Source organism: Streptosporangium sp. NPDC006007, assembly GCF_040614315.1.
In the GTDB taxonomy this organism is placed as follows: Bacteria; Actinomycetota; Actinomycetes; order Streptosporangiales; family Streptosporangiaceae; genus Streptosporangium.
The window spans coordinates 1-24202 of the sequence record NZ_JBEXUG010000017.1; the positions used below are offsets into that span (position 1 = coordinate 1).

The 24202-nt window shown below is 68.6% G+C and carries 21 protein-coding genes and 2 rRNA genes; 11 read left to right on the forward strand and 12 right to left on the reverse strand.

Features of this window, described 5'->3' with window-relative positions:
* A 23S ribosomal RNA gene (locus ABZ194_RS15505) occupies window positions 1–96 on the forward strand; the annotation flags it as partial.
* A 186-nt stretch (window positions 97–282) separates the two neighbouring features.
* Window positions 283–399: ribosomal RNA gene (gene rrf, locus ABZ194_RS15510) — 5S ribosomal RNA — on the forward strand.
* A gap of 576 nt (window positions 400–975) precedes the next feature.
* Here rrf and mctP read toward each other — a convergent pair.
* Both mctP and ABZ194_RS15520 read right to left on the reverse strand, forming a co-directional pair.
* Entirely contained in the window at window positions 976–2565 is a 1590-nt protein-coding gene (mctP, locus tag ABZ194_RS15515) for a monocarboxylate uptake permease MctP (protein WP_355596530.1), read from the reverse strand.
* A 4-nt stretch (window positions 2566–2569) separates the two neighbouring features.
* Entirely contained in the window at window positions 2570–2782 is a 213-nt protein-coding gene (locus ABZ194_RS15520; protein ID WP_355596532.1) for a DUF3311 domain-containing protein, read from the reverse strand.
* 406 nt (window positions 2783–3188) lie between these two features.
* Between ABZ194_RS15520 and ABZ194_RS15525 the strand changes: the two genes are divergently transcribed.
* From ABZ194_RS15525 to thyX, 3 genes are all read left to right on the forward strand, one after another.
* Complete coding sequence (locus ABZ194_RS15525; protein ID WP_355596534.1) at window positions 3189–5345, forward strand: anthranilate synthase component I; 2157 nt, start codon at window positions 3189–3191, stop codon at window positions 5343–5345.
* A 135-nt stretch (window positions 5346–5480) separates the two neighbouring features.
* Window positions 5481–6641 (forward strand): amidohydrolase family protein, encoded by a 1161-nt coding sequence (locus ABZ194_RS15530; RefSeq protein WP_355596536.1) that lies wholly within the window; start codon window positions 5481–5483, stop codon window positions 6639–6641.
* A 154-nt stretch (window positions 6642–6795) separates the two neighbouring features.
* On the forward strand, window positions 6796–7521 hold the full coding sequence (thyX, locus tag ABZ194_RS15535; protein WP_355596538.1) for an FAD-dependent thymidylate synthase: 726 nt from the start codon (window positions 6796–6798) through the stop codon (window positions 7519–7521).
* A 57-nt stretch (window positions 7522–7578) separates the two neighbouring features.
* On the opposite strand, the gene ABZ194_RS15540 is transcribed toward thyX, so the two are convergent.
* The 6 genes from ABZ194_RS15540 to ABZ194_RS15565 are packed head-to-tail and all read right to left on the reverse strand — an operon-like array spanning window position 7579 to window position 13758.
* Window positions 7579–8553 (reverse strand): M24 family metallopeptidase, encoded by a 975-nt coding sequence (locus ABZ194_RS15540; protein ID WP_355596540.1) that lies wholly within the window; start codon window positions 8551–8553, stop codon window positions 7579–7581.
* Window positions 8550–9464, reverse strand: coding sequence for an ABC transporter ATP-binding protein (locus ABZ194_RS15545; protein ID WP_355596542.1), 915 nt, complete (start codon window positions 9462–9464; stop codon window positions 8550–8552). Before ABZ194_RS15545 ends, ABZ194_RS15540 begins: the two co-directional genes overlap by 4 nt.
* Complete coding sequence (locus ABZ194_RS15550) at window positions 9461–10231, reverse strand: ABC transporter ATP-binding protein (RefSeq protein WP_355596544.1); 771 nt, start codon at window positions 10229–10231, stop codon at window positions 9461–9463. The genes ABZ194_RS15545 and ABZ194_RS15550 overlap by 4 nt, the downstream gene beginning before the upstream one ends.
* On the reverse strand, window positions 10228–11067 hold the full coding sequence (locus tag ABZ194_RS15555) for an ABC transporter permease (protein ID WP_355596546.1): 840 nt from the start codon (window positions 11065–11067) through the stop codon (window positions 10228–10230). Before ABZ194_RS15555 ends, ABZ194_RS15550 begins: the two co-directional genes overlap by 4 nt.
* The gene (locus ABZ194_RS15560; protein ID WP_355596548.1) at window positions 11064–12179 is read right to left on the reverse strand and encodes an ABC transporter permease; all 1116 of its coding nucleotides are present in this window, start codon (window positions 12177–12179) and stop codon (window positions 11064–11066) included. The genes ABZ194_RS15555 and ABZ194_RS15560 overlap by 4 nt, the downstream gene beginning before the upstream one ends.
* Window positions 12154–13758, reverse strand: a complete 1605-nt coding sequence (locus tag ABZ194_RS15565; protein WP_355596550.1) for an ABC transporter substrate-binding protein — start codon at window positions 13756–13758, stop codon at window positions 12154–12156. The genes ABZ194_RS15560 and ABZ194_RS15565 overlap by 26 nt, the downstream gene beginning before the upstream one ends.
* Before the next feature lie 120 nt (window positions 13759–13878).
* On the opposite strand from ABZ194_RS15565, the gene ABZ194_RS15570 reads away from it, so the two are divergent.
* Complete coding sequence (locus tag ABZ194_RS15570) at window positions 13879–14526, forward strand: Lrp/AsnC family transcriptional regulator (RefSeq protein WP_355596552.1); 648 nt, start codon at window positions 13879–13881, stop codon at window positions 14524–14526.
* A gap of 9 nt (window positions 14527–14535) precedes the next feature.
* Here the strand turns inward: ABZ194_RS15570 and ABZ194_RS15575 are convergent, their stop codons facing one another.
* Together ABZ194_RS15575 and ABZ194_RS15580 are read right to left on the reverse strand one after the other, a co-directional pair.
* Window positions 14536–14889 carry a hypothetical protein gene (locus ABZ194_RS15575; protein ID WP_355596554.1) on the reverse strand — a complete coding sequence of 118 codons (354 nt, stop codon included), beginning with the start codon at window positions 14887–14889 and terminating at the stop codon, window positions 14536–14538.
* 659 nt (window positions 14890–15548) lie between these two features.
* On the reverse strand, window positions 15549–15893 hold the full coding sequence (locus ABZ194_RS15580) for a hypothetical protein (protein ID WP_355596556.1): 345 nt from the start codon (window positions 15891–15893) through the stop codon (window positions 15549–15551).
* On the opposite strand from ABZ194_RS15580, the gene ABZ194_RS15585 reads away from it, so the two are divergent.
* The 3 genes from ABZ194_RS15585 (at window position 15886) to ABZ194_RS15595 (ending at window position 18141) form a co-directional block, all read left to right on the forward strand.
* Window positions 15886–17340: a DUF1998 domain-containing protein gene (locus tag ABZ194_RS15585; RefSeq protein WP_355596558.1), complete on the forward strand. Its 1455-nt coding sequence runs from the start codon at window positions 15886–15888 to the stop codon at window positions 17338–17340. The two genes, ABZ194_RS15580 and ABZ194_RS15585, sit on opposite strands and share 8 nt — an antisense overlap.
* A 154-nt stretch (window positions 17341–17494) precedes the next feature.
* Window positions 17495–17743 carry a hypothetical protein gene (locus ABZ194_RS15590; protein ID WP_355596560.1) on the forward strand — a complete coding sequence of 83 codons (249 nt, stop codon included), beginning with the start codon at window positions 17495–17497 and terminating at the stop codon, window positions 17741–17743.
* Entirely contained in the window at window positions 17740–18141 is a 402-nt protein-coding gene (locus ABZ194_RS15595) for a hypothetical protein (RefSeq protein ID WP_355596562.1), read from the forward strand. The genes ABZ194_RS15590 and ABZ194_RS15595 overlap by 4 nt, the downstream gene beginning before the upstream one ends.
* 201 nt (window positions 18142–18342) lie before the next feature.
* Here the strand turns inward: ABZ194_RS15595 and ABZ194_RS15600 are convergent, their stop codons facing one another.
* Both ABZ194_RS15600 and ABZ194_RS15605 read right to left on the reverse strand, forming a co-directional pair.
* Entirely contained in the window at window positions 18343–20112 is a 1770-nt protein-coding gene (locus ABZ194_RS15600; RefSeq protein ID WP_355596564.1) for an SPFH domain-containing protein, read from the reverse strand.
* Window positions 20109–21566, reverse strand: coding sequence for a toll/interleukin-1 receptor domain-containing protein (locus ABZ194_RS15605; RefSeq protein ID WP_355596566.1), 1458 nt, complete (start codon window positions 21564–21566; stop codon window positions 20109–20111). Before ABZ194_RS15605 ends, ABZ194_RS15600 begins: the two co-directional genes overlap by 4 nt.
* A 363-nt stretch (window positions 21567–21929) precedes the next feature.
* On the opposite strand from ABZ194_RS15605, the gene ABZ194_RS15610 reads away from it, so the two are divergent.
* Together ABZ194_RS15610 and ABZ194_RS15615 are read left to right on the forward strand one after the other, a co-directional pair.
* Window positions 21930–23081: a DUF262 domain-containing protein gene (locus ABZ194_RS15610; RefSeq protein ID WP_355596568.1), complete on the forward strand. Its 1152-nt coding sequence runs from the start codon at window positions 21930–21932 to the stop codon at window positions 23079–23081.
* On the forward strand, window positions 23074–24186 hold the full coding sequence (locus ABZ194_RS15615; protein WP_355596570.1) for a DUF3696 domain-containing protein: 1113 nt from the start codon (window positions 23074–23076) through the stop codon (window positions 24184–24186). Before ABZ194_RS15610 ends, ABZ194_RS15615 begins: the two co-directional genes overlap by 8 nt.
* Window positions 24187–24202 lie beyond the last annotated feature (16 nt).

Sequence of the window (24202 nt, forward strand, 5' to 3'; positions counted from 1 at the left end):
TAAGGCTCCCGGTAGATGACCGGGTTGATAGGCCGGAGGTGGAAGCATGGTAACGTGTGGAGCTGACCGGTACTAATAGGCCGAGGACTTGACCACAAAGCGTTTCTGTTCGCGTCTCTTTGGTTGTCTGGTTTTCTTTCGCAGCGTTCTGCTTCTTGTTCGCAAGGGGTGTTGAGCAGCGCGGGGAGGGCTGGGTGGCTGGGAGGGGTTGGGTAGAGGTTGCTCGCGTCCACTAGGCAATTCTGAGGCAGCAAACAGTGATGTTTGTGTGTTTCATGGTGTTACGGCGGTTATGGCGGAGGGGAAACACCCGGTTACATTCCGAACCCGGAAGTTAAGCTCTTCAGCGCCGATGGTACTGCACCGGGGACGGTGTGGGAGAGTAGGTCGCCGCCGGACAATTTTTGGGAAAGGGTCACCCCCTTTGGGGGTGGCCCTTTTTCGCGTTCCCGAAATCTTGACACGCTATTCCATCACCCCCCTTTCCGGGGCATGAATAAGCCCGCCCGGTGGAGGAGGAGCCGGGCGGGCTCGTTCAGAGGGGCGGGGTAACCTTAGGCCCTTCGCGCGCCGTGCTGTGGGGAACTTCCGGAAAGTCGTGTCCGGACAGTGCGCGACGGCCGTTCTCGGGCGGCGACGGAGGCGACGGATGAGAACGCTGAGGCGTCGCCGGACGGAACTCTGCCGGCGGCGAGGGCGATCCGGTGTGGCTTGTCGTAACCGTGTGCCGTGCGGTGCGGTGCGAGGATCACAGCTTCACGGTAGGTCTCCGCACCGGCAATTGTCAACTAACTAAGTAGGAAATTAGGGTTGCCTTGACGGGTGTTCGCCCAGTGGCGAGCGGGTCCTGGTCCGAACCGCCGTGGTACGGGGCGAGCCGTTCCGGGGACGCCCCGGCAGGTGTACGGCCCGCACCCGTTCGAGTGGATGCGGGCCGTACCGGAGGGCAGGGGAGGTCGGAGAGCGAGGTAGGGGTCAGTGGGTGAGGTCGAGCTCCTTGACGCGAGGGTCGCCCTCGTCGGCGAAATAGTGGTCGGGACGGGTGGCGTCGTCGCCTTCGGCGACCTTGGCCGCGCGGGCGACGACGGTGCCGAGGGTGGCGACGACCAGGTTGACGGCCAGCGCGAGGATGCCCGCGTAGACCGTCATTTTGGTGTCCAGGCCCAGTTTGCTCAGCGGGAACGCCGATCCGGCGAAATGCGATTTTCCGGTGACGGGGTTGGCGACGTTGTAGAGCAGCAGGAGCCCGGCGGTCATGCCCGCGGCCCATCCGGCGATCAGGCCGTTCCGGTGGAACCAGCGAGTGTAGAGGCCGAGTGCCACCGAGGGGAGCGTCTGCAGGATGATGACGCCGCCGATGAGCTGGAGGTCGATGGAGAAGCCGGTGTCCAGGAACAGGATGAACAGCAGTGCGCCGACCTTGACGAGCAGCGAGGTGATCTTGGAGACACGGGCCTCCTCGGCGTCGCCGGCGTCCGGCTTGAGATACTCCCGGTAGATGTTCCGGGTGAACAGGTTCGCGGCGGCGATCGACATGATCGCGGCGGGGACCAGCGCGCCGATGCCGATCGCGGCGTAGGCGACCCCGGTGAACCAGTCGGGGAACAGTTGGTCGAACAGTTGCGGCACGATCGTGTTGTTGTCCGTGCCGATGGGCTTGGTCCCGGCCGCTATGGCCATGTAGCCGAGCAGCGCGATCAACCCGAGTAGCAGACTGTAGGCCGGGAGCGCGGCCATGTTCCGCTTGATCACATCGCGGTTTCTGGAGGCCAGCACGCCGGTGACGCTGTGCGGGTAGAGGAACAGGGCCAGTGCCGAGCCCAGCGCGAGCGTGACGTACTGCAGCTGGTTGCCGGCGTTGAGCAGGATGCCGTCACCCGGTGCGGGCGTGGCGGCGAACTTGGCCTCCGCCGCGTCGAAGATCGAGCCCCAGCCGCCCAGCTTCAGCGGGATCACGATGATCGCGACCAGGATCACGATGTAGATCAGCGTGTCCTTGACGAACGCGATCAGCGCCGGCGCGCGCAGGCCCGACTGGTAGGTGTAGGCGGCCAGGATGGCGAAGGCGACGACGATCGGGAGATGGCCGGTCACCCCCATCGACTTCAGCACGGCCTCGATGCCGACGAGCTGGAGCGCGATGTAGGGCATCGTCGCGACGATGCCGGTGATCGCGACCAGCAGCGCGAGCGTGGGAGAGCCGAAACGGGCCCGGACGAAGTCGGCCGGGGTGACGAAGCCGTGGACGTGCGAGACCGACCAGAGCCGGAGCAGCACCAGGAAGACCATGGGATAGATCACGACCGTGTACGGCACGGCGAAGAAGCCGGTCGCGCCCGCGCCCCAGAGCAGCGCGGGTACGGCCACGAAGGTGTAGGCGGTGTAGAGGTCGCCGCCTACCAGGAACCAGGTGACCCAGGAGCCGAAGTTCCGGCCGCCCAGTCCCCACTCGTTCAGGCTGGCCAGGTTGGCCGGGCGGCGCCAGCGCGCGGCCATGAAGCCCATGCCGCTGACGGTCAGGAACAGCACGGAGAAGATGATGATCTCGGTCAGGTGCGCGCTCACGACGTCACCGCTCCCGCTTGGTCATCCGGTAGACGACCATGGTGCAGACGACACCGACCGCGATGAAGGCGAGCTGGAGCCAGTAGAACCTCGGGAAACCGAGGAACCGGGGTCCGTCGGCGTTGAAGAGGAACGGTAGTAGAGGCAGGATGATCGGTACGACCAGCAGCCGGTTCCACGGGCTGCGGTCGTTTCGCTCCTTGCTGGGAGTGGTCAACGCGCTCTCCTCAGGGTTGAAGAGGGGGACAGTCGGCTAGGGCCGTTCCTACGGCTGACCGGCAGCGTAATTAGGCGCTCCTTTCAACGCGATCACCAAGCGCCGAACGGGGTGGTTGGCGCGACGAACGGTAGGGCCGGCGGTGGGCCGGGCGTCCGGCGCAGTCGGGTATCGCTGACCGGGCCGCCACGCCATGCCGCCGCACGTTGCATGATCACGCTTGCCGCCGGTACTCTTTGGGCATGCGACACCCCTATTCCCTTCAGTGGTGGCGCCGCTTTTAGGCGGCGCGGGTTTCGCATTCCCGAGAGCAGACAGGGGCCGCCCAGGGGAGGCGGCCTTTTCTGTGTCCGCCTCCCCTGGGCGCCAGACGGATCAAAAAGATCAACAAAGGGGCGAGGCAGCAGTGGAGACGAGTGGATATACCACCGCCGGTGGCATAGAGGTCGAGGTCACATCGTCCGACGTGCCCGAGACGGTGCTTGAGGACGTCGTCACGACGCTCGGCGAGCGCCGCGGCGGAGTGCTCTCCTCCGGGATGGAGTACCCCGGCCGCTACAGCCGGTGGCACCTGGCCTATGTCGACCCCTGCCTGGAGATCGTGACCAGGGGGCGCAAGGTCGCCGCACGCGCCCTGAACGCCCGTGGCCGGGTCGTCCTGCCCGTCGTCGCCTCCTGTCTGCTGGCCGTCGGCAAGCCCACGGGGGAGCCGACCGCGGACCACGTCGAGATCTACGTCGCCGAGTCCGAGGACATCCTCCCCGAGGAGATGCGCAGCCGCCGTCCCACCGTCTTCACCGCGATCCGCGAGATCATCGCGGCGTTCAGGGGCGAGGACGAGCACCTGGGGCTCTACGGCGCCTTCGGCTATGACCTGGCCTTCCAGTTCGAGCCGATCCGTCAGGTCCTCGCCCGGACCGAGGACCAGCGCGACCTCGTCCTGCACCTGCCCGACCGGGTGATGGTGATCGACCGTAAGCGGGAGACCAGCAAGGAGTACCGCTACGAGTTCACCGTGGACGGCGTCTCCACCCGCGGCCTCGCCCGCGAGGGGGAGAACGTCCCGCTGCCCCCGGCCCCGGCCGGGCTCCCGGCCGACCCGGTCAGGGGCACCTACGCGCAGGTCGTCGCCGCGGCCAAGGAGAAGTTCGTCCGCGGTGACCTGTTCGAGGTCGTACCCGGCCAGGTCTTCCACGCCCCCTGCGCCGACCCGGCCGCCTTCTACCGAGGCCTGCGCAAGGTCAACCCCGCGCCGTACGAGTTCCTGTTCAATCTCGGCGAGGACGAGCACCTGGTCGGCGCCTCCCCGGAGATGTACGTCCGGGTCAGCGGCGACCGGGTCGAGACCTGCCCGATCTCCGGAACCATCGCCCGGGGCAGCAACCCCATCGAGGACGCCGAGGCGATCCGCACCCTTCTGTCCAGCGTGAAGGAGGAGTCGGAGCTGACCATGTGCACCGACGTGGACCGCAACGACAAGTCCCGCGTCTGCGTCCCGGGAACGGTTCAGGTCATCGGCCGCCGCCAGATCGAGATGTACTCGCGGCTGATTCACACCGTCGATCACATCGAGGGCCGCCTGCGGCCGGAGTTCGACGCGCTGGACGCCTTCCTCACCCACATGTGGGCCGTCACCGTCACCGGAGCCCCCAAGACCTGGGCGATGCAGTTCATCGAGGACCACGAGGCCACCACCCGGCGCTGGTACGGCGGGGCGGTCGGCTACATCGGGTTCGACGGCTCGATGAACACCGGCCTCACCCTGCGCACCGCGCAGATCCGCGGTGGCGTGGCCACCGTCAGGGCCGGAGCGACCCTGCTGTTCGACTCCGACCCCGAGGCGGAGGAGCGTGAGACCGAGCTCAAGGCCAGCGCCCTGCTCGGCGCCCTGGCCGCGGTCGGCGCGGCCTCTCAGGGCGCGGCCTCGCGGGGGCAGGCGGCGCCGGACCCGGTCGCGGAACGGCCGGGCGAGGGTATGAAGGTGCTGCTCGTCGATCACGAGGACTCCTTCGTCAACACCCTGGCCGACTACTTCCGGCAGCAGGGCGCGGAGGTCGTCACGCTCCGGCACGGCTTCCCGGTGAAGATGATCGACGAGATCGCGCCGTCGCTCGTGGTGCTGTCACCCGGACCCGGCTGGCCCTCCGACTTCGGCCTGTCGGGGCTGGTCGAGGCGCTGTACGAGCGTGACCTGCCGGTGTTCGGCGTCTGCCTCGGCCTGCAGGGCATGGTCGAGCAGGCGGGCGGCACCCTCGAACTGCTCCCCCAGCCCGAGCACGGCAAGCGCGGCCGGGTCAGGCGGCTCGGTGACAGCGCGCTGCTGGACGGGCTTCCCGACGAGTTCACCGCCGCCCGCTACCACTCGCTCCACGCCAAGCAGCCGGGGGTCATCGGCTTCATCGCCACCGCCGTGACGCCGGACGGCGCGGTGATGGCGATCGAGGACGCGGCCAGGCGGCGCTTCGCCGTACAGTTCCACCCCGAGTCGATTCTCACCGCCGAGGGGGGCGCCGGAGCCAGGATCATCGCCAACGTGCTGAGGCTCTGCCGTACCTCCGGATAAGGGCACCCGGCGTAAGGCTCCCGACTCGGTAAAGACAGCCGGAATCACCATCGGTGGTCGTAGAGTGCTGCCTCCGGTGTGAGGCCGGGGGCGGACCGGAGAGACCGGTCCGCCCTCGGTCGTGGAGGGGGCGGCATGAGAGCGGACGACGCGTTACCCGTCGAACTGCCCGGCACGGTACGGGAGGCCGTGCTGACGCCGCTGATCGACCACCACTGCCACGGGGTGCGCCGGGACGATCTGACCCGGGCACGGTTCGAGATGCTGATCACCGAGGCCGGTGCCCCCGCGCCGCCCGGTACCACCCACTTCGACACCCCCGCCGGTGCGGCGGTCCGCCGCTGGTGCGCTCCGGTCCTCGGCCTGGAGCCGCACGTGCCGCCCGCCGTCTACCTGGCGCGCCGGGCCGAGCTCGGCGCGGCCGAGGCGAATCGGCGGCTGCTGCGCGCGGCCGGGGTCGCCGCCTTTCTGGTCGACACCGGCCGTGACGGCCCCGGACTGCTGCCGGCGGTGGACATGGGCCGTCTGGGCGGCGCGACGGCCGAGGAGGTCGTCCGGATCGAGCAGGTCGAGCAGGAGGTCGCGGTCTCCGCGACCTCCGGCGTCTCCTACCTCGCCCTCCTGGGCGAGGCGCTCGCCGCCAGGGCCGTCCGCGCCGTAGGGCTCACCTCGGTCATCGCCTACCGGCACGGCCTGGACTTCGATCCGGCCAGGCCGAGCCGGGGAGCGGTGATCGCGGCGGCGGGCCGCCGGCGGATCATCTCCGAGGCGCGGCTCACCGACCCGGTGCTCCTGCGCCACCTGCTCTGGACGGCCGTGGACGTGGCGCGTGAGCGTAACCTGCCTCTGCGGTTCCACACCGGTCACGGTGACCCCGGCCTGGACCTGCGCCGTGCCGACCCGGCGCTGATGACCGGCTTCATCCGGGCGTTGCAGCCGGTCGGCGTGCCCGTCGTCCTGCTGCACTGCTACCCGTTCCACCGCCAGGCGGCCTATCTCGCCGCCGCCTTCCCGCACGTGTACGTGGGAGTCGGTCACATGCCGGCCTATACCGCGGCCGGATCCGCCTCGGTCGTCGGCGAGCTACTGGAACTCGTCCCGTTCCACAAGCAACTGTTCGGCTCCGGCTCCCACGGCGTCGCCGAGACCTGCTACCTGGGCGCGCTGTACTACCGGCGGGGCCTGGCCAGGGCGCTCGCCGTACGGCTGGCCGCCGACGAGTGGAGCGTCCAGGACGCCGCCCGGGTGGCCCACATGATCGGCTCAGGGAACGCCCGCCGGGTCTACCGCCTGTAACCACCGCACTCCCCGGCACACCTCCGCCGCCCGCCGCCCGCTTACCGCCCTCTCGCTCACCGCTCGCGGTCCGCGGTCATGTCACCCGAGGCGGCTCCCGGAGACGGCGATAGGCTTGGCCGCGTCCGATCCCCGACACCGGAAGGTCCCGCCCGTGGATGATCTCCAGCCCCGCTTTCTCGACGACGTCACCGTCGAGCTGGTCAAACACAGTGCCTCGGACTCCGACGTGCTCTGGGCGGCCCGGGTGTCGACCGCGGGGGAGCAGTCCCTGGAGGAGATCCACAAAGACCCCGAGCGCTCCAGAGGGTTGATCAACTTCCTGATGCGCGACCGCCACGGCAGCCCCTTCGAGCACAACTCGATGACCTTCCTGGTCCGCGCCCCGATCTTTGTCTTCCGTGAGTTCCACCGCCACAGGGTCGGCTGGTCGTACAACGAGGAAAGTGGGAGATACCGGGAGCTTCATCCGGATTTCTACGTTCCGGGGCCGGAGCGGAAACTGGTTCAGGAGGGGCGGCCGGGCAAGTACGTCTTCACCGACGGCAGCGAGGAGCAGCACAAACTCGTGACCGAGGCGATGGAGACGGCCTACCGGCAGTCCTACGCCGCCTACCAGGAGATGCTGGAGGCCGGGATCGCCCGGGAGGTGGCCAGGGCCGTGCTGCCCGTCGGCCTGTTCTCCTCGATGTACGCCACGTGCAACGCCCGTTCGCTGATGCACTTCCTCTCGCTGCGCACCAAGAACGAGCAGGCCAGGGTGGCGTCGTTCCCGCAGCGGGAGATCGAGATGGTCGCGGAGAAGATGGAGGCCGCCTGGGCGGCGCTGATGCCTCTCACCCACGCGGCCTTCGACGCGGCCGGCCGCGTCGCGCCCTAGCGTTCCCCGGCCCGCCGGCCGAGCCGACCCCGTGCGGGATCCGGTCGGCCGGAGGGCTCAGCGGTCGATGACGTGGAGGGGGTGTGAGCTGGTGCTGAGGCGTCGTGCTCCCCAGGGGGCGCAGACCACCACGTCGGCCACCCGGGCGCCGAACAGTTCCGGAAGGTAGATCGCCGGCTCCACGCAGAGCGTGGTGCCGGGGGCCAGTACGGTCTCGTCGCCGGGGACGAGCCAGGGGCTCTCGTCCTGGCTGAGGCCGAGGCCGCGTCCCGGACGGTTCCCGGCGTGGCAGCCGTACCCGCTGTCCTCGATCACCCCCCGTATGATCCGGCCGACCTCCGCCGAGGTCACGCCGGGCCGCAGCGCGTCGAGGGCGGCGCGCTGCGCGGAGAGGACGACCGAGTACATCGCCTCGAAGTCCTCGGGGGGCTCGGCCACCGCGAACACGCGGGCCACCTCCGCGCAGTGGCCGGCCCACCTTCCGCAGACCGAGATCAGCAGCGCGTCGCCCGGGTTGATCACGCGGTCGCACGGCGTGTGCCGGGGGACGGCGGTGTGCTCGCCGGCCGCGACGAGCACCGAGAGCACCTCCTCGCACCCCGTCTCGACCATCATGGCCCAGAGCCGCCGCGCCATCGCGCGCTCGGTGGTTCCGAACCAGGACAGCTCATGGGCGGCGAGCAGCACCGCGTCCGCCGCCGAGGCCGACCTTTCCGCCGCCGCGAGTTCGGCGGCTCCCCTGCGGAGCCGCAACGGGGCCAGTACGGCCGACGCCAGCACCACCTCGGCCTCCACCCGCAGGGAGAACAGCTCCCGGGCCCGCATCTCGGGGTCCACGCCGACGCGGCGCGCGGAGGGGGGGATGAGCGCCGCCGCCTCCAGCGGCCCGGACGCGGCGGCGGGCGGCCGGTCGTGGGTGAGGACGAGGTATCCGTCGCCTCGCCCGCCCAGGTAGCGGAAGTCGGGGGAGGGGCGCAGCACCAGGGCGTCGATCCCCTCCGCGGTCATCCTGCGCCGCACCTCGTCGATCATGCGGGTCCGTGCAGCCAGCACGCGACCGGGCCGAACGCGGGTTCGCGTTCCCGGCACACGTCCATCGCCACCGGGCAGCGGGGGTGAAAGCGGCAGCCGGACGGCGGGGCGGCAGGGTCCGGCACGTCGCCCGGGAGTTCCTCGGGCAGAATCCCGGCGCCGTCGGGCGCGGGGATGGCGCCGAGCAGGGCGCGGGTGTACGGGTGGCGGGGATCGCTCCAGACCTCGGCCGTCCGGCCGATCTCCACGATCTTCCCGAGGTACATCACCGCGATCCGGTCGGCGATCAGCCGTACCACCGACAGGTCGTGGCTGATGAACAGCAGACCGGCGCCCGAGGAGACCGCGAGGTCGCGCATCAGCCGGGCCACCTGCGACTGGGCGGAGGCGTCGAGCGCGGAGATGGGCTCGTCGCCGATCAGCAGGGACGGCCGGGCGGCGAGCGCCCTGGCGATCGCGATCCGCTGCCGCTGGCCGCCGGAGAACTCGTGCGGGTGACGTCCGGTGAGGTCGCGGGGCAGGCCGACCCGTTCCAGCAGGTCGGCGGGGGCGGTGACGGTGTCGCCCGCGACGCGCAGCCCGTCGGCGATCTGCGCGCCCACCCGGCGACGCGGGTTCAGCGAGGAGTAGGGGTCCTGGAAGACCATCTGGATTCCGGAGAGTGCCCGGTCCCTGCGGCGCAGCCCGAGCGGGGTCACCGGGTGGCCGTTGAAGGTGATGGTCCCGGCGGCGGCCCGGTTGAGCCCGCACACCGCGCGGGCCAGTGTCGACTTGCCGCAGCCGGACTCGCCGACGAGGCCGACGACCTCGCCGGCGGCGACGCTCAGGCTGGCCCCGGCCACGGCCCGCACCAGGGGACGGCCCGGGGTGCGGTGCTCGACGACGAGGTCGTCCACGTTCAGCAGGGTCATGCGGTCTCCCCGGGCAGCGAGTCCAGCAGGGTGCGGGTGTAGGGGTGGGCGGGATCGCGCAGCACCTGGCCGCGCGGGCCAGTCTCGACGACCAGCCCCTCCCGCATCACGCTCACCTCGTCGGCGACCGCGGACATCACACCGAGGTCGTGGGTGACGAGCAGTACGGCCAGGCCCAGGTCGTCGCAGAGGCCGCGCAGCAGCCGCAGCACCCCGGCCTGGACGGTCACGTCGAGCGCGGTGGTGGGTTCGTCGGCGATGAGCACCTTGGGGGAGCAGGCCAGCGCGATCGCGATCGCGATGCGCTGGCGCATGCCTCCGGAGAACTGGTGCGGGTAGCGGTCGATCGCCGTCTCCGGGCCGGGGATGCGCACCTGGCCCAGCAGTTCGACGGCCCTGGCCCGCGCCTGTCTCCGGCCGAGGCCGAGGTGGTGGCGCATGTGCTCGGTGAGCTGGCGGCCGACGGAAAGCATGGGGTGCAGGCTGGTGGCCGGATCCTGGAAGACCATGGCGATCTCGTCGCCGCGTACCGCGTTGAGCTCCTTGGCGGACATGCTCAGCAGGTCGCGCCCGTCCAGGGAGATCCGGCCGGTGACGCGGGCCCCGTGCGGGAGCAGGCCGAGCGCGGCCAGACCGGTCATGGTCTTGCCCGAGCCGCTCTCGCCGGCCAGGCCGTGCACGCGGCCGGCACGGAGGTCGAGGTCGACGCCGCGCAGGATCTCCTTCCCGCCGATGGAGACCTTCAGGTCCGAGATGGCGAGGGTCAAAGCGCACGCTCCTTGATGGCGCGGGCCGTCCGCGGGTCGAGGGCGTCGCGCAGTGTGTCGCCCAGGAAGTTGAAGGCCAGCACGACGGTGAGGATGGCGAGGCCGGGGAAGGCGGCCACCCACCAGCTGTCGAAGACCTCCACGCCGGAGGCGACCATCGCGCCCCACTCGGGGGACGGGGGTTTCGCGCCGAGCCCGAGGAAGGACAGGCCGGACAGCAGCAGCAGCGCGGTTCCGATGTCGAGGGTGGCGAGCACCAGGACGGGCCCGGTCACGTTGGGCAGCACGTCGAGGCGGAGGGAACGCCAGGCGGTGAAGCCGAGCAGTCGCCCGCTGACCACGAACTCGCGTTCGCGGACGCCCAGCACCAGGCCGCGGGTGACGCGGGCGTAGGCGGGCCAGGCGACGACGAGTACGGCCAGCACGGCGTTGGTGAGGCTCGCGCCGAGCGCGGCGGCGACGACCATGGCCAGGATGATGGTGGGGAAGGCGAAGACGAGGTCGGCGAACCGCATGATCGTCTCATCAATCCACTTACCGAAATATCCGGCGCAGGCGCCGAGCAGGCCGCCGACCAGCACCGAGAGCACGACCAGCAGCAGTGTCAGCGGGATCGACAGGCGCGCGCCGTACATCACCCTGCTCAGGATGTCCCGGCCGAGCTGGTCGGTGCCGAACCAGTGGCCGGGACCCGGCGGGGCCAGGCGCGGCAGGTCCTGGGCGAGCGGGTCGTACGGCGCCAGCAGCGGGGCGGTCAGCGCGATCACGATCCAGGCGAGCGCCACCACCCCGCCGATGATCGCCAGCGGCTGCCGCCACGCTTGGGGGAGTTTCAAGACAGTCTCACTCTGGGGTCGATGACGCCGTACAGCACGTCGACGATCAGGTTGATGACGAGGTAGACCGCGCCCACCACCAGGCCGACGCCCATCACGGCCGGCAGGTCCAGGGAGGTCGCGCTCTTGTAGGCGTACTGCCCCACACCCGGCCAGGCGAAGATCGCCTCGACGAGCACGGTGCCGGACAGCAGGCTGCCGAAGGCGAGGCCGGCGACCGTGATGATCGGCACCAGGGCCGAGCGCAGCACGTGGCGGAGCAGGATCACCCGGGGTGGGAGCCCCTTGGCCCGCGCGGCGCGCACGTAGTCCTGGCCCAGAACCTCCAGCACCGCCGACCGGGTGAACCGGGTGAGCAGGCCGATCGTGTAGAGGGCCAGCACCAGCGCCGGGGTGACCAGGTGGCCGACCGCCGAGGAGAACACGTCCCACTGGCCCGCCAGCGCGGAGTCGACCGTGTAGAGCCCGGTGACCCTGGGCGGCGGGTTCATGCCCGGGTCGACGCGCCCACTGCCGGGGGTCACCTGCAACCGGTAGAAGAAGACGTAGAAGGCGGTCAGCGCCAGCCAGAACGTCGGCACCGAGATGCCGACCAGGCTGACGATCCGCAGCACGTGGTCGGTGAGCCGGTCGCGGCGGAGCGCCGCGACCACGCCGAACGCCACGCCGGCCACGACGGAGATCAGGATCGCGGCGCCGGCCAGCTCCAGCGTGGCCGGCACGGCCTCCGCCAGGTCGTCGAGGACCGGGCGGTGGCTCTGCTGGCTCGTCCCGAGGTCTCCCTGGACCACCCCCCGCAGGTGCAGCAGATACTGCTGCGGAAGCGGCTTGTCCAGGCCGTGATCGGCCCGCCACCGCGCGACGATCGCCGGGTCGCCGAGGGCCCGCTGGCCGAGGTTGGCCGAGACGGGATCGCCGGGGACCAGGTTGGTCAGGACGAAGGTGACCAGCGTGATGCCCACCGCCAGCAGCAGCGCGGTGAGCACTCTGCGCGCCAGGAAGCGGACCAGCGGGCTCCGGCCGCCGGTACGGCCCGCGCGGGGCGGGACCGTACCGGCCGTCGGGCCCTCGCCGGGCTCGGGGTGCCTACTTGGTGCCGAGGTCGGCGACATCGACGGTCCACACCGGATGGAATTCCAGACCGGTGACGGACGCGGCCGTCACGATGTTCTGGCTGGGCTGGATGAGCGTGATGAACGGGCCGGAGGCGTTCAACTTCGCCTGGATGTCGGTGTACGCCTGCTTGCGGGCGTCGTCGCCGATCGTGACGGCCGCCTTCTCGCCGGCCGCCTCCAGCCCCTTGTCCGCGCCGGCCTTCCAGCCGGCACGGAGGCCCACCAGCTTGCCCGGCAGGAACGTCAGGTAGTCGCTGGGGTCGGGGTAGTCGGGACCCCAGTACCACAGGCCCAGCTCCTCCTTGCCGTTGCGGTAGTTGTCCAGGGCCGTGGCGATCGGCGCGGGCGCCAGGTCCACGGTGATGCCGACCTCCTTGAGGTTGGCCTGGATCCGCTCGGCGAACGGCTGGAAGGACAGGCCGTTGACGGTCAGTTCGCTGGGGTACTCCAGCTTGACCTTCGGGTCGGTCACGCCGCTCTCCTTGAGCGCCGCCTTGGCGCCCTCGACGTCGCGCCTGGCCGCCTGGTCCGGCGGGAGCGCGCCGAGCAGCATCGAGGGGATCACGCCGGGGGCCTGCACCGCGCCCTCGCCGGCCAGCTCCAGCAGGCCCGGATAGTCGACGCCCTTCCGCATGGCCTCGACGAACTTGGGGTTGGAGGTGACCTTGCTGACCGAGGTGTCCTGGTTGGCCAGCAGGAAGAGGACGTTGGGCGAGGCGGTCTTCTTGACCTGCAGGTTGCCCGAGATCCCGGCGACCTGGTCCCCGGAGAGGTTCAACGCCACCTGGCTGTCGCCGCGCGAGACGTTGAGCTTCTGCGTCGCGGCCTCGACGTTGCGGATCACGACCTTGTCGTAGACCGGCTTGGCCGGTCCCCAGTACGCGGTGTTGGCCTTGAGCACGACCTGGTTGCTGACGTTGAACGACTCGATCGTGTACGGCCCCGAGCCGGCCGAGGTGGAGTTGAGGTACTGCTCGGCCTTGTCGCCCGCGTCCGCGGTGGCGCCGTGCTCCTTGGCGACCTTGGAGTTGAGGATGCCCAGCGCGGGGTTGGGCAGGATGTACGGCAGCGCCGGGTTGGCGGTCTTCGACGTCAGGGTGATCGTCGTCTCGTCGGTCTTGGCGACCTTCACCCCGTCGAGCAGGAAGGACGGCGTGCCCTTCATGTCGCGTACCCGGTCGAGGGAGAAGACGACGTCGTCGGCGGTGACGGGGGAGCCGTCGGCGAACGTGGCGCCCTGGCGGAGCTTGAGGGTCAGTGTCCTACCGTCGCCGGACATCTCGAACGACTCGGCGAGGGCCGGCACCGGCTTGGTGACGTCGGATCCGGTGAACGTGAGCAGGGTCTCGTAGGCGGCCTTGCCGATGATCAGGCCGGTCGGCTCGTAGGTTCGCCCCGGGTCGGCCGTCTTCAGGTCGAAGGAGGTGTCGATCACGAGCGTCTTGGCGGCGGCGCCGCCCGGGGACGCCGTGCCGGACGAGCCGCCGCTGGAGCAGGCTGCGAGGGCGAGGGCACCGGTGAGCAGCACCGGCAGCAGGGCTGCCTTCGCTCCGGGGCGCCGTGAACGGATCGCCATTTGTGTGTCCTCCGAAAATGGTCCTTGTGGACGTTTGATCGCCGGTCGTCCAGGATTGTCCGACAGAAAGACCAGATAAAGACGGTAAAGTGAGACAAATCTGACGTGAGGGGTACAAAGATGACCGAAACATCAAGAAACTCGGCTCACGCGGGCGGTCAGTCTGGACGGATCGGAATCGGCCTCGAACTCGACGCGACGCATCTGAAGATCCTTGAGGTGCTGCGGGAGAACGGCAGAATCTCCGTGGCGGCCCTCGCCGAGCGCGTCGGCATCTCGCGGGCGAACGCCTACACCCGGTTCGAGGCGCTGCGCGCCGACGGTGCGATCAAACGGTTCACCGCCGAGATCGACCACGTCCGCGCGGGGCTCGGCATCACCGCGCTGGTCTTCGTGACCGTCCGGCAGCAGATGTGGCGCCAGTTCCGCGCCCAGCTCGCCCAGATGCCCGAGGTGGAGTACTGCGCCATCACCACGGGTCAGCACGACGCGATGATCCAGGTCCGGATGACCGACGTCGCCGCGGTGCACGCGCTGGTGACCGAGCGGCTGGCCAACATTCCCGCGGTCAAGGCCACCGAGACCGTCTTCATCCTCGACGAGGTGCTCAAACGGCCCTACGTCCTGCCGAGCGACCGCCGCTCCGGCCGCTCCCAGCGCCGCCCGGCCCCCGACCCCGCCGGGGGAGCCGGAACGGACGTGCCCCTGGGCAAGATGCGCTTCGTGGGCGCGGCCGAGGGCCGCGCCCAGCTCCAGCAGGACGACTGACCGGCCGCCTCAGACGATCTCGGCGCACACGCTCACGTGCGGCGTGTCGTCCCCGGCGAACCGGAACTCCTCCACCAGCCGAAGCCGTCCGCCGGGAAGGGGCTCGATACGGCTGCTGCTCCGCCCGTTCGCGCGCTCCCCGGTCGTGAGCAGGTGCACGTAGGTCAGCTCGATCCGGTCGGCGTCCCGGGTACCGACGAAGCGCCCGTGGAGTACGGTGTCGCCGGTGTAGTCGCCCCAGATGACCCCGTCGGCCTCCCGGTAGACGAACTCGGTGGGCCCGTCCGGGTCCACCACGCTCGCCGTCGAGCTGACCATGACGAACCTGCGGTCGTTGAGCTGGAAAAGGTCGTTGTCGTTCACGCCTCCGCATCGTGCCGGTCGGCGGGCCGTACGCAACCGGGGCTGGACGTTTCGCCGGGCGAAAGGGACGACGGCGATAATCCGTCCGACGGGACGGCCCCCCGGCGAGGCTCGCCGAGATCTGACGCCTCCGGACCGCATGAGGTGGTACGGGATCGCGCCGCCGTCCTCGGGGACCGAAAGCGGTGAGTGGAGGCCGAGATGAGGCGAACCCCAAGTGGAGAATCTCGTTCCGTCTGTCCTGAGCCTCTAGCGCCTCACGACGCCGCCGAGGTCGCCGAAGGGGAGGATCTCGATCAAGGTGCGGGGGGATCTGATGAGACTGTCGGCCCACGCCGACAAGCGGGACTGCTGGAGATCTCCGACGAGGTGTCGGCGTACGAGGTGATGCCGGTTCGCGGCGTGACCAGGCGTCAGACCGGGTTCCGTGAGATTCTACGGCTGCGGCAACACACCACGACGCATACGGGGCGTGGAGAGCGATCCAACATCGAATACCTTACGCGGTTTATCGGCCGGTCTATCCGGACTTTCTAAATCATTCCGCCATAAAGAGGGCGTGATTTACTTGGCATTAAGTCTCATAATGTAGACTTGTGACTTCTCGTATATGCTGACCGCTAAATGTATTAAGAAGATTCCCTCAGGCCGCCCCCTTGCTACGGATAGCCCCTATGCGTTCTTATGATTGGTGGCAGGCTCGGCTCACCAAGGAGTTCTTTGGCGCTGGCCGGACGGGCCGCCCGCTGCTGTTCTTCGTCGATGACGAGAAGGCCGTACAGCTCCACGGTGACGCGAAGGCCGTCGGCTTCGTCGACGATCTGTGCACCGCTGTCGCACAGGAGGCCATTGACTGGCATGGCGATGCGTACCAGCGGATCTATCACGAGACCCTTGCCTGGAAGCGGTCCCCGCAGGAGGATCCGCCGCCGTGCCTGCCGCTGCTCGCGGTGTGCGTGCTGGCGGCAACGCGTATGCGGGGCAGCGGCGGCCGAGGTGCCCACGCCTACTATCCTCGGCTGGCCGAGCTACTGCCTCCACCGACTGAAGGAGCCCCGCCGCTCGTATCCGTGGCCGCCGGACGCGGCCATCGACCGGGATCTCGCGATCGCAGTGTCGTCCTTCGCCCCCGGTGGCGAGGTCGTGAAGGACGGCCAGGTCTTCACGGTGGTGGGCGTCACCGACTTCACCCCGAACTCCCACGGCAGGCCCACGGCGGTCACCGAGCCGCTCGCGAATTCACAACTGATCGGACTGTGCTCCGCGTGTAATCACCTGGGCGCCGGGGTGGAAGGGCCGTGCCCGCTGTGCGGCTCCGAGCGGTTCCGCGTCGTTGACCTGCGGGAACCCGCGGGGTTCCGGGCCAGTCCTCCCCGCGACTTCGATGGGAACTTCTCCTGGTCGGCCCGCATGGTGACCGCCCGTGCCACCACCGATCTGAAAGCCCTGCGCCATACGACGTGGCGATCCGCGGAGCTTTACACAGGGCCGGGGAGACGCTACATCGTCAACGACAATGACGGCGGCGGCTTCGCCTTCCGGAAGGCCTCCGGAAGCTGGGGCGGTTATGTCGTGCCACAGGATACCGACCCGGCGGCGAGAGGGTTCGGAGACCCCGTACAGGCCGCGCTCGGCGCCGTACTCCCTACGGACTTCCTGTTCATCGGGCCGAGAGCGACCACCGACCCCCGGCGAGGGATCCGGCTCGGCCTGGATGAGCCCAGGCCCAGATTCCGTGTGGATCTCCACCAGGGGCGGCGCGCTGCCTGGTATTCCCTGGCGTTCCTACTGCGCACCGCCGCCGCGGAGTTCCTTGACGTGGACCCGCGAGAGCTCATCGCGGGCGTGCACCCCGGACCGCACGATGAAGGGACGGCACTGTACGCGTTCCTCGCAGACGCGCTGGAGAACGGCGCGGGGTTCAGCACTCACCTCGGTGAGTTCATCCCGGAGTTCACCGAGCACGTCGGCCGGTTCCTTGGGGATCTCACCGGTTCAGCGCACGCGGATGCCTGCGCGACGTCGTGCTACGGCTGCCTGCGGGATTACGACAACATGGTGTTCCATCCGCTGCTGGACTGGCGGCTCGGCGCGGACCTGTTCGCGGTGCTGTCCGGTGGGCAACTCACCCTGGCGAGCTCAGCGGTGCACCGTGAGCGGGTGTCGCTGGGAGGACTGCGGGCGCTGTATGACGGGGCCTTCCTTCTACCGGACGCGGCGGTCATCGGAGTGAGGGTACGGCGCACGCCGTACGCCATCGTGGCACGCCATCCCCTGGAGGCCTGTGAAGAGAGCCTTGTAAGCCCTCGGCTTGGACCCGCGCTCGACGCGGCGCTCGCCCATGCGGGCGACCCGTCACGGATCATCGTCACGGACTGGTTCACCGCCGAACGCAGCCCGCTGTTGATCGTCCAACAGGTGACGCCCCGCCGCAGACGGAGCCCCGCTTAACGGCGGATACGCCTCTTGAACAGCGGTGGAGGCGTTGCGTGTCGCCACCTCCTGATTCCCAGTACACGCAGGCGCTATGGGCGCGAACAGGATCTATCTGGATCTATAGTCAATGCGGTTGCCTTGATGATGGCAACTGCATTGACTACGCTGAATGAAACGGAACGACCTGCTCAACCGGATGGCCCGTCTGGCCAAGCGGTACGGCTTCGAGTTCTCCAAGACACCAGACATCCATGGCGGTGGCCATGACAAGTGGTACGTCCGGGGAGACGCTGTCATCGTGCCGCGTCACTCTGAGATCAACGAGTTGACGGCCAAGGGCATCCTCAAGGAGTGGGACGCGCTGCTCGCGGAAGCTCAACGGGACATGAGCCGGGATGAAGAGGAGGCGGGCAAGTGAACGAGTTCCGGGTCACGGCCCAGCGGTCCGGTGGCTGGTGGGCGCTGGAGATCGAGGGGCCGGGGTTGCGGCGTCCGGCGCATACACAGGCGCGGCGGCTTGACCAGGCCGAGGAGACGGTGCGCGATCTGCTGGCCGTTCGCTTCGACGCCGACATCGACGACCGGCCTGCGACCACCTGGCAGATCACGGTGGTTCCCGTCCTCGGGGAGGAACTGGCAGCGGAGGTCGCGCGAACCAGAGAGGTTCGCCGGGAGGCGGACCGGTTGCGTGACGACGCGGTCAGTCGTTCACGCGAGGCCGCACGTCGGCTTCATGAGCAGGGGCTTCCCCATCGGGACATCGGTGTGCTGCTCGGGGTCTCCCACCAGGCGGTCAGCAAGCTCCTCGCCGGTTAAATCCGCGGGCTTCCCTCCATCACTCTGAGGAGTCACCCCATCCGGCCACCGGCGGAGCCGCGCTGCGGGGTGCCGGGGCCGGCACATCCGTCGCACCGGCCGAGAGGTCGTCGTGAGGCCCGTTCCGCGAAGGCGCCGTGGAGACCACGGTGCCCAGGGCCTCACCCGTCACCCGCTATCCGTCACTCGTCGGGGGAGAGCTCACGCGTCGTCGGAGAGCGTGGCCTGCTCCGCGCGCTGCCGGGCGCCCCCGATCATCTCCAGGGCGCGCTGCATCGGCAGATACTCCAGCAGGGAGCCCGCGTCTCCGCTGACGACCTCGGGCACCCCCATCTCCTTCAGCTCGCGCAGGAACATCTGCATGGCCATGGCGTCCCGGCCGAGAAGTTCGATCTGCCGCTCAAGCACCACGACATCCAGCAGGCGGGCGTCCCGGTCCGTGGCGTTCTGGATCTTATCGATCTTCGCCTCGATCAGCTTGTTCTTCGCCTGCTCGCTCAGCTCCTTGCCGCGCATCTGCTCGGCGAAGATCCGCTGACGGGCCTTGTCGAGCTCCGGATCCTGCGACTCGAACTCGCTCAGGGTGGTGCTCGCGGCCTTCACCCCCCACGCGGCGAGGGCCTGACGCACCCGTGACGCGAGCTCGGTGCGGATACCGGCATGTTCGGTGAGGAACGCCTGAATGGTGGAGGCGGCGGCGATCTCGTTGAAGTACGTCTCGACCGCGCCGCCCAGCACCCGTTCGACGAACCGCTGCACCGGAACCGGGTTGACGACCAGGCCGCCCAGCCCGGAGGTCGCGTCGTCGCCGAACTGGCTGACCAGCTTGGGGGCCGCCCTGTCCGGGATCTGCAGGGTCTGCGACATCTCCACCTGCAGCCGATGCCCCTGGATGTTGACGACGATCTGCCCGAGAGCCGCGTCGAAGTTGCCCGACTGCGAGACGTCCTTCTTCGTCCACTCCAGGAACAGCAGGCGGGTCGGGATGAGCACGACACGCACGAACCAGGGGTTGAGCGCGTAGACGGCGCCCTCGCCGAGGGTCTCCTCCTGCACCCCCCGGTGCCCGCCGTTGGCGAGGAACACCCAGGGCAGCCGGAAGCTCCGGTGATCGGGCACCGGCGGCCCGACGGCCCCCTCCCGTCGCGTGGGCTCCACACCGTCCAGGGTGATCACCACTCCGGTGTGACCGACCGGAATGACGACCTCCTTCAGATGGTCGGCGGTGAGCCCCTCGGCGGAGGAGTCCACGGTCTTCGAGGTGATCACCTCGAAGACCGCGGGGTTGACGGCGTACGACGTCCCGCCCGCGAGGATCCCCAGCTGCCTGCCCTGTTCGCCGCCGTTGAGCAGGAACGCGTGGCCGTCCTGGAAGTCGTCGCACTCCACGTACCGGCTGAACGGCTGGTCCGGCGGACGGACCCGGCCGGCCTTCGCGATGACCAGCCCGACCGTGCCCGTCGGCACATAGGTCCGGGGCACGAACTCGACCGTGAAGAGCGCCGTGTTGATGTAGTAGGAGTTGTCGCCCGGCAGGGTCTTCAGCTGGACACCCTGCTCGCCGCCGTTGAGCAGGAACGTCTGACCGTCCTGGAAGTCGTCGCACTCCACGTACCGGCCGAGCGTCCTGTCGGGACTCCGCCTCGCGCCCTCGTGCGCGGTGACCAGCCCCATCATCCCCGCCGGTACGTCCACCCTGGGCACGAACTCGACCCGGTAGATCCAGGGCGGGAGCCAGTACCGGCGATCCGGGGTGAGGGTCCTGGCCTGCAGACCGCGCGTGTCGTACGGGGTGATCCTCTTGAACCGCCGGTCCTGGTGGACGTGCCCGTACCGCCGGTGGACGATGCCGATGTGATTCGCCGGCACCGTCTGGAAACCCAGCCGTCTTCCCCCCAGCCCCATCCGATGGGCGACCACGGCGCCACCTGTCACGATGATGAGGAGCAGCCCCGCCGAAAATGCGATCATCGTGGTCCCTTCCACGTCCGAAGTCGCAGGTGGACGGTGAGCACGGTCTCCGCCCACTGGTCGTACCAGTCCATGTGCTGCTCACTTTGCGGGTTGCGCAGCGTCGGGAAGAAGCCGGCGCCGCTCCCCCCACGCCCGGCGAACTCGTCGTACCTCGGGACCGTTCCGTCCCGCGAGGTCCGCCAGCCGTAGCCCGTCGAGAGCGACAGGAAGTCCGAGTACCGGCCGCTCCCCACGCCGGCCCGCCGCAGCTGCGCCCGGAAGCCGTACTTCCCGCCGGAGAACTCCGACCAGGCGGCGTCCACCCCGGTGAGCAGCGCGTTCCGCAGCCGCCTCCCGTCGGCCCGGCGCATCCATCCGCTCTCCTGCCGGTTCACCGCGTCGAGCAGCAGTGACGTCGTCAGCAGGTCGGCGTGCTCGACCTCCCGCTCGTCGAGGAACGCCCTCAGCCTGCTCAGCGACGCGCCGGCCGGTGCCCGTACGGCGCGCACCGGGGGCCGTATCAGCGGCTCCGGCAGCACTCTCGGCAGGTCGTGTCCCGGGCCGGTCCCGCGGACGTCCCGCAGACGTCGCAGCAGGTCGAGCTCGGCCGCGCCCGGCAGGACGCCGCCCCGCGCGTCGAAGTACCAGCTGCCGGCCAGTAGGTAGTGCCGTTCCCCGCGCAGCAGGATCGGGAAGAACTCGCGGCTGTGCCGGTGGCCCTCCAGGATCTCCCGCGTCAGGTCGTCCGACTCCTGGGCCTCGGGCGACATCAGCACGACGACCGCCAGCGCGTACCGGAGCCGCTGCCGGATCCTCCAGATGTAGTCGTCGCCCCAGCGCAGGTCCCCGATGGACCAGGCGGGCAGCCCCGCCCTGGACAGGTGGCCGACCAGGCGCTCCCCGTACTCCACGTCCGCGCGGGCGTAGCAGACCACGAAACCGGGCGGCTCGGGCTCGGCGGGCGGCTGGGACGTCCTGACGCGCGCCGCGTCCAGGAACTCCTCGGGCACCGGCGGCCGGGCACCGGCGGCCGTCGGCGGCGAGGGCCCGCCCCGGAGGGCACGGACCAGCTCGGCCACCTTGTCGTCGTAGACCCGCCCGGTCAGTCTGCGGAAGTCCATCCACACCCGGGTCGCGGCGAAGGGCGGGATGTCGGCGTCGCCGTAAAGAATGGGGATGAACCGCAGCCCGCGCTCGATCGACGCCTGCATGAGCGCCGCGTACTCCTGCCGAATCCAGGGTCTGGTCATCGCGGCCGGGCTGAAAACCTGAATTCCACCGGTGGACTCCCGGATCGCCCTGTCGATTCTGTGCACGATGAGGTCGCCCGGCAGTAAATCCCATTCGTCGAAGAAGACCTGAACCTCGCTGCTCCGAAGGCGTTCGGCCAGGGTGCGGACCCAGTCGCCGTCCTCGTGGGCATAGGAGATGAACACGTTGTTCAACCGGTGACCCTCCCTGCCGGAAAGCACGCGATCTCACTCCTGGTTACCAGGGTAATACCGGGGAGTCGTCGTTAAGCGCAGTATTCGGGAAATTTCTCTCAGTTACCTTGGCCGATAAAACATCGGCCCTCAGAAGAGCACCGCATTCAGCGCGATTGGCGCCGGGCGGGATCCCGCTGTCCGGCCGCCTCGCGGCGGCCCAGCGCGAGCTCGCCCGCACCTGTGCCCGCTGCGGGCATGCGGCGAGGGAGAACCGCGTCACCCGGGTCGTGTTCGCGCAGGGAACGGAGGGGTCACCAGGGCGAACATCCACTCTGCCGAATCAGGCATGGATACGCTGGACCGCACCGTATCCGGATCACTGAAACACGAATCCCAGGAAGCCTTACGATGCGTCCCGTACCCAACGACGTCCTGTCCGAGTACGACTCCACCGGCGCGAGCACAGGCGTCGAACTGGAGGTCATCGAGGCGATCGATGAACCTTTCGATCCAGAGCAGATCGATGTGGTCACCAGGACTCCTACCGTGGACCTGATGCTGTCGCGGATCAGGACCAAGATGATCGACCTGGCGCCGGACTTCCAGCGCCGGGCCGACATCTGGAACCAGAAGCATCAGAGCCGTCTGATCGAGTCCCTGCTGCTGCGAATCCCGCTGCCCACCCTCTACGCGTCTGAGGGCGACGGTGATGTCTGGGCCATCGTGGATGGGATTCAGCGGCTTACCACGATCGGCCGCTTCATGGATCCGCACAGCATCGGGCGGGATCGGCTGACCCTTCAAGGGCTGGAATACCTGGACTACAACGGCTGCACCTTTGATGATCTTCCTGGCCGTCTCCAGCTGCGGCTGCGGGAGACCGAGCTGGTGGTGCACCTGATTCGCCGGGACACTCCGGAGGCCGTGAAGTTCAACATCTTCGCGAGGATCAACACGGGTGGCCTGCCGCTCTCCCGCCAGGAGCTCCGGCACGCCCTCATTCCCGGGCCGGCCCGCTCTGTCCTCGGTGAACTCGCCGACTCTCCACCTTTTCTCCGGGCGACCGACAAGAGTGTCAATCCCGAACGGATGGCGGATCGAGAGATGGTCCTCCGATTCATCGCTTTTTGGTCGATTTCTCTGGAAACTTACTCTCACGCTGACTTTGACCATTTTCTTCGTGAGGCGATGCGCAGCATCAACAAGATGACACACCAGGAAGTATGGGGGGTTCAGCGGCAGTTCATCCGGGCGATGGAGGCCGCACACGCCGTCTTCGGTCCTTACGCGTTCCGTAAACGCTATCGAGAAAACGACCGAAGGTTCCCCATCAACAAAGCCCTGTTCGAGGCCGTCACGGTGAATCTCGCCAGACGGAGCGACGAAGAGCTGGATCTGCTGACGGCTCGATGCGACATGGTCCAGACTGGCCTCGTCGATCTGCTGGCCGACGATCCCGAGTTCGAACGGTCCATCTCTCAGGGAACCGGAGATATCGGCAAGGTGCGTCGGCGCTTCGGCTCGGTGAAGAACCTCTTCGATGGAGTTGTGAATGCTTGACAGGCTCGACGTCGTCAACTTCAAGGCCTTCGCGGACGCTCGGATTCCCCTCGGGGGGTTCACGCTGCTCTCCGGCTTGAACTCGGCGGGCAAGAGCACGGTCCTGCAGGCTCTCGCACTGCTCCGTCAATCCCAGGTGGCCGGGCTGCTTGACGACGGCACCGGATCGGGTTTTCTCCTCAACGGAGAGCTGGTCGAGCTGGGCACCGGGCGTGACGTGCTTCACGAAAACCACATCGACACCGGCGGCGAAGGCCCGCAGATCATACTGTCGGTGGTCGAGGACGGCATCGTCCACACGTGGACCGCGGCCTACGGCCAGGAGAACGACCTTCTGCATCTTGACTCCGGCACCACTCACCATTCGGCAGGCATGTTCGGCCCCGATTTCCAGTACCTCAAGGCGGATCGGCTGGCCCCCTCCGTCAGCTACCCCCGATCTCATGAGATGGCGATCCGGCGAGGGTTTCTCGGCTGCAGAGGGGAGCACGCGGTCAACTTCCTCCGGCATCGCCAGGATGAACGGCTGACCTCGCCGCAACTGCACCACCCCGATGCGCGGTCTACGTCGCTACTCGATCAGACAGACGCCTGGATGCGGGAGATATGTCCTGGCGTGAACTTACAGGCCGCCACCATTGAGGGCACCGACCTGGTCAGGCTCGGTTATCGCATCGGCGTCGCCGGTCTGCCCACGGCACTCTCTCATCGGCCGACCAACGTCGGCTTCGGTCTTTCCTATGTGCTGCCCATCGTGCTGGCCTGCCTTTCGGCCGTACCCGGCAGTCTGATTCTCCTGGAGAATCCGGAGGCCCATCTGCATCCCCGGGGGCAGACCATGATGGCGACACTCGCCGCGGCCGCAGTGGCCTCCGGAGCACAGCTCATCGTGGAAAGTCACAGCGATCACGTCCTGAACGGCCTGCGGTTGGCGGTGAAGCATGGCACACTTACGGACTCCGCGGTGAAACTGCTCTATTTTCAGCGTCAGCGCAACGGGGTGGAAATCCTTAATCCGACGCTGGGGCCGGACGGCATGATCTCAGATTGGCCTCCGGGGTTCTTCGATGAGTGGGAGCACTCGCTCGACCAACTTCTGGGCTGACCGTTTATGAGGAGAA

Coding starts and splice junctions, on each gene's coding strand:
- ABZ194_RS15570 (WP_355596552.1), top strand. CDS start 13,879: ATGACCGAAACATCAAGAAACTCGGCTCACGCGGGCGGTCAGTCTGGA.
- ABZ194_RS15530 (WP_355596536.1), top strand. CDS start 5,481: ATGAGAGCGGACGACGCGTTACCCGTCGAACTGCCCGGCACGGTACGG.
- ABZ194_RS15540 (WP_355596540.1), bottom strand. CDS start 8,553: ATGATCGACGAGGTGCGGCGCAGGATGACCGCGGAGGGGATCGACGCC.
- ABZ194_RS15565 (WP_355596550.1), bottom strand. CDS start 13,758: ATGGCGATCCGTTCACGGCGCCCCGGAGCGAAGGCAGCCCTGCTGCCG.
- ABZ194_RS15610 (WP_355596568.1), top strand. CDS start 21,930: ATGCGTCCCGTACCCAACGACGTCCTGTCCGAGTACGACTCCACCGGC.
- ABZ194_RS15600 (WP_355596564.1), bottom strand. CDS start 20,112: ATGATCGCATTTTCGGCGGGGCTGCTCCTCATCATCGTGACAGGTGGC.
- ABZ194_RS15590 (WP_355596560.1), top strand. CDS start 17,495: ATGAAACGGAACGACCTGCTCAACCGGATGGCCCGTCTGGCCAAGCGG.
- ABZ194_RS15545 (WP_355596542.1), bottom strand. CDS start 9,464: ATGACCCTGCTGAACGTGGACGACCTCGTCGTCGAGCACCGCACCCCG.
- ABZ194_RS15615 (WP_355596570.1), top strand. CDS start 23,074: ATGCTTGACAGGCTCGACGTCGTCAACTTCAAGGCCTTCGCGGACGCT.
- ABZ194_RS15560 (WP_355596548.1), bottom strand. CDS start 12,179: ATGTCGCCGACCTCGGCACCAAGTAGGCACCCCGAGCCCGGCGAGGGC.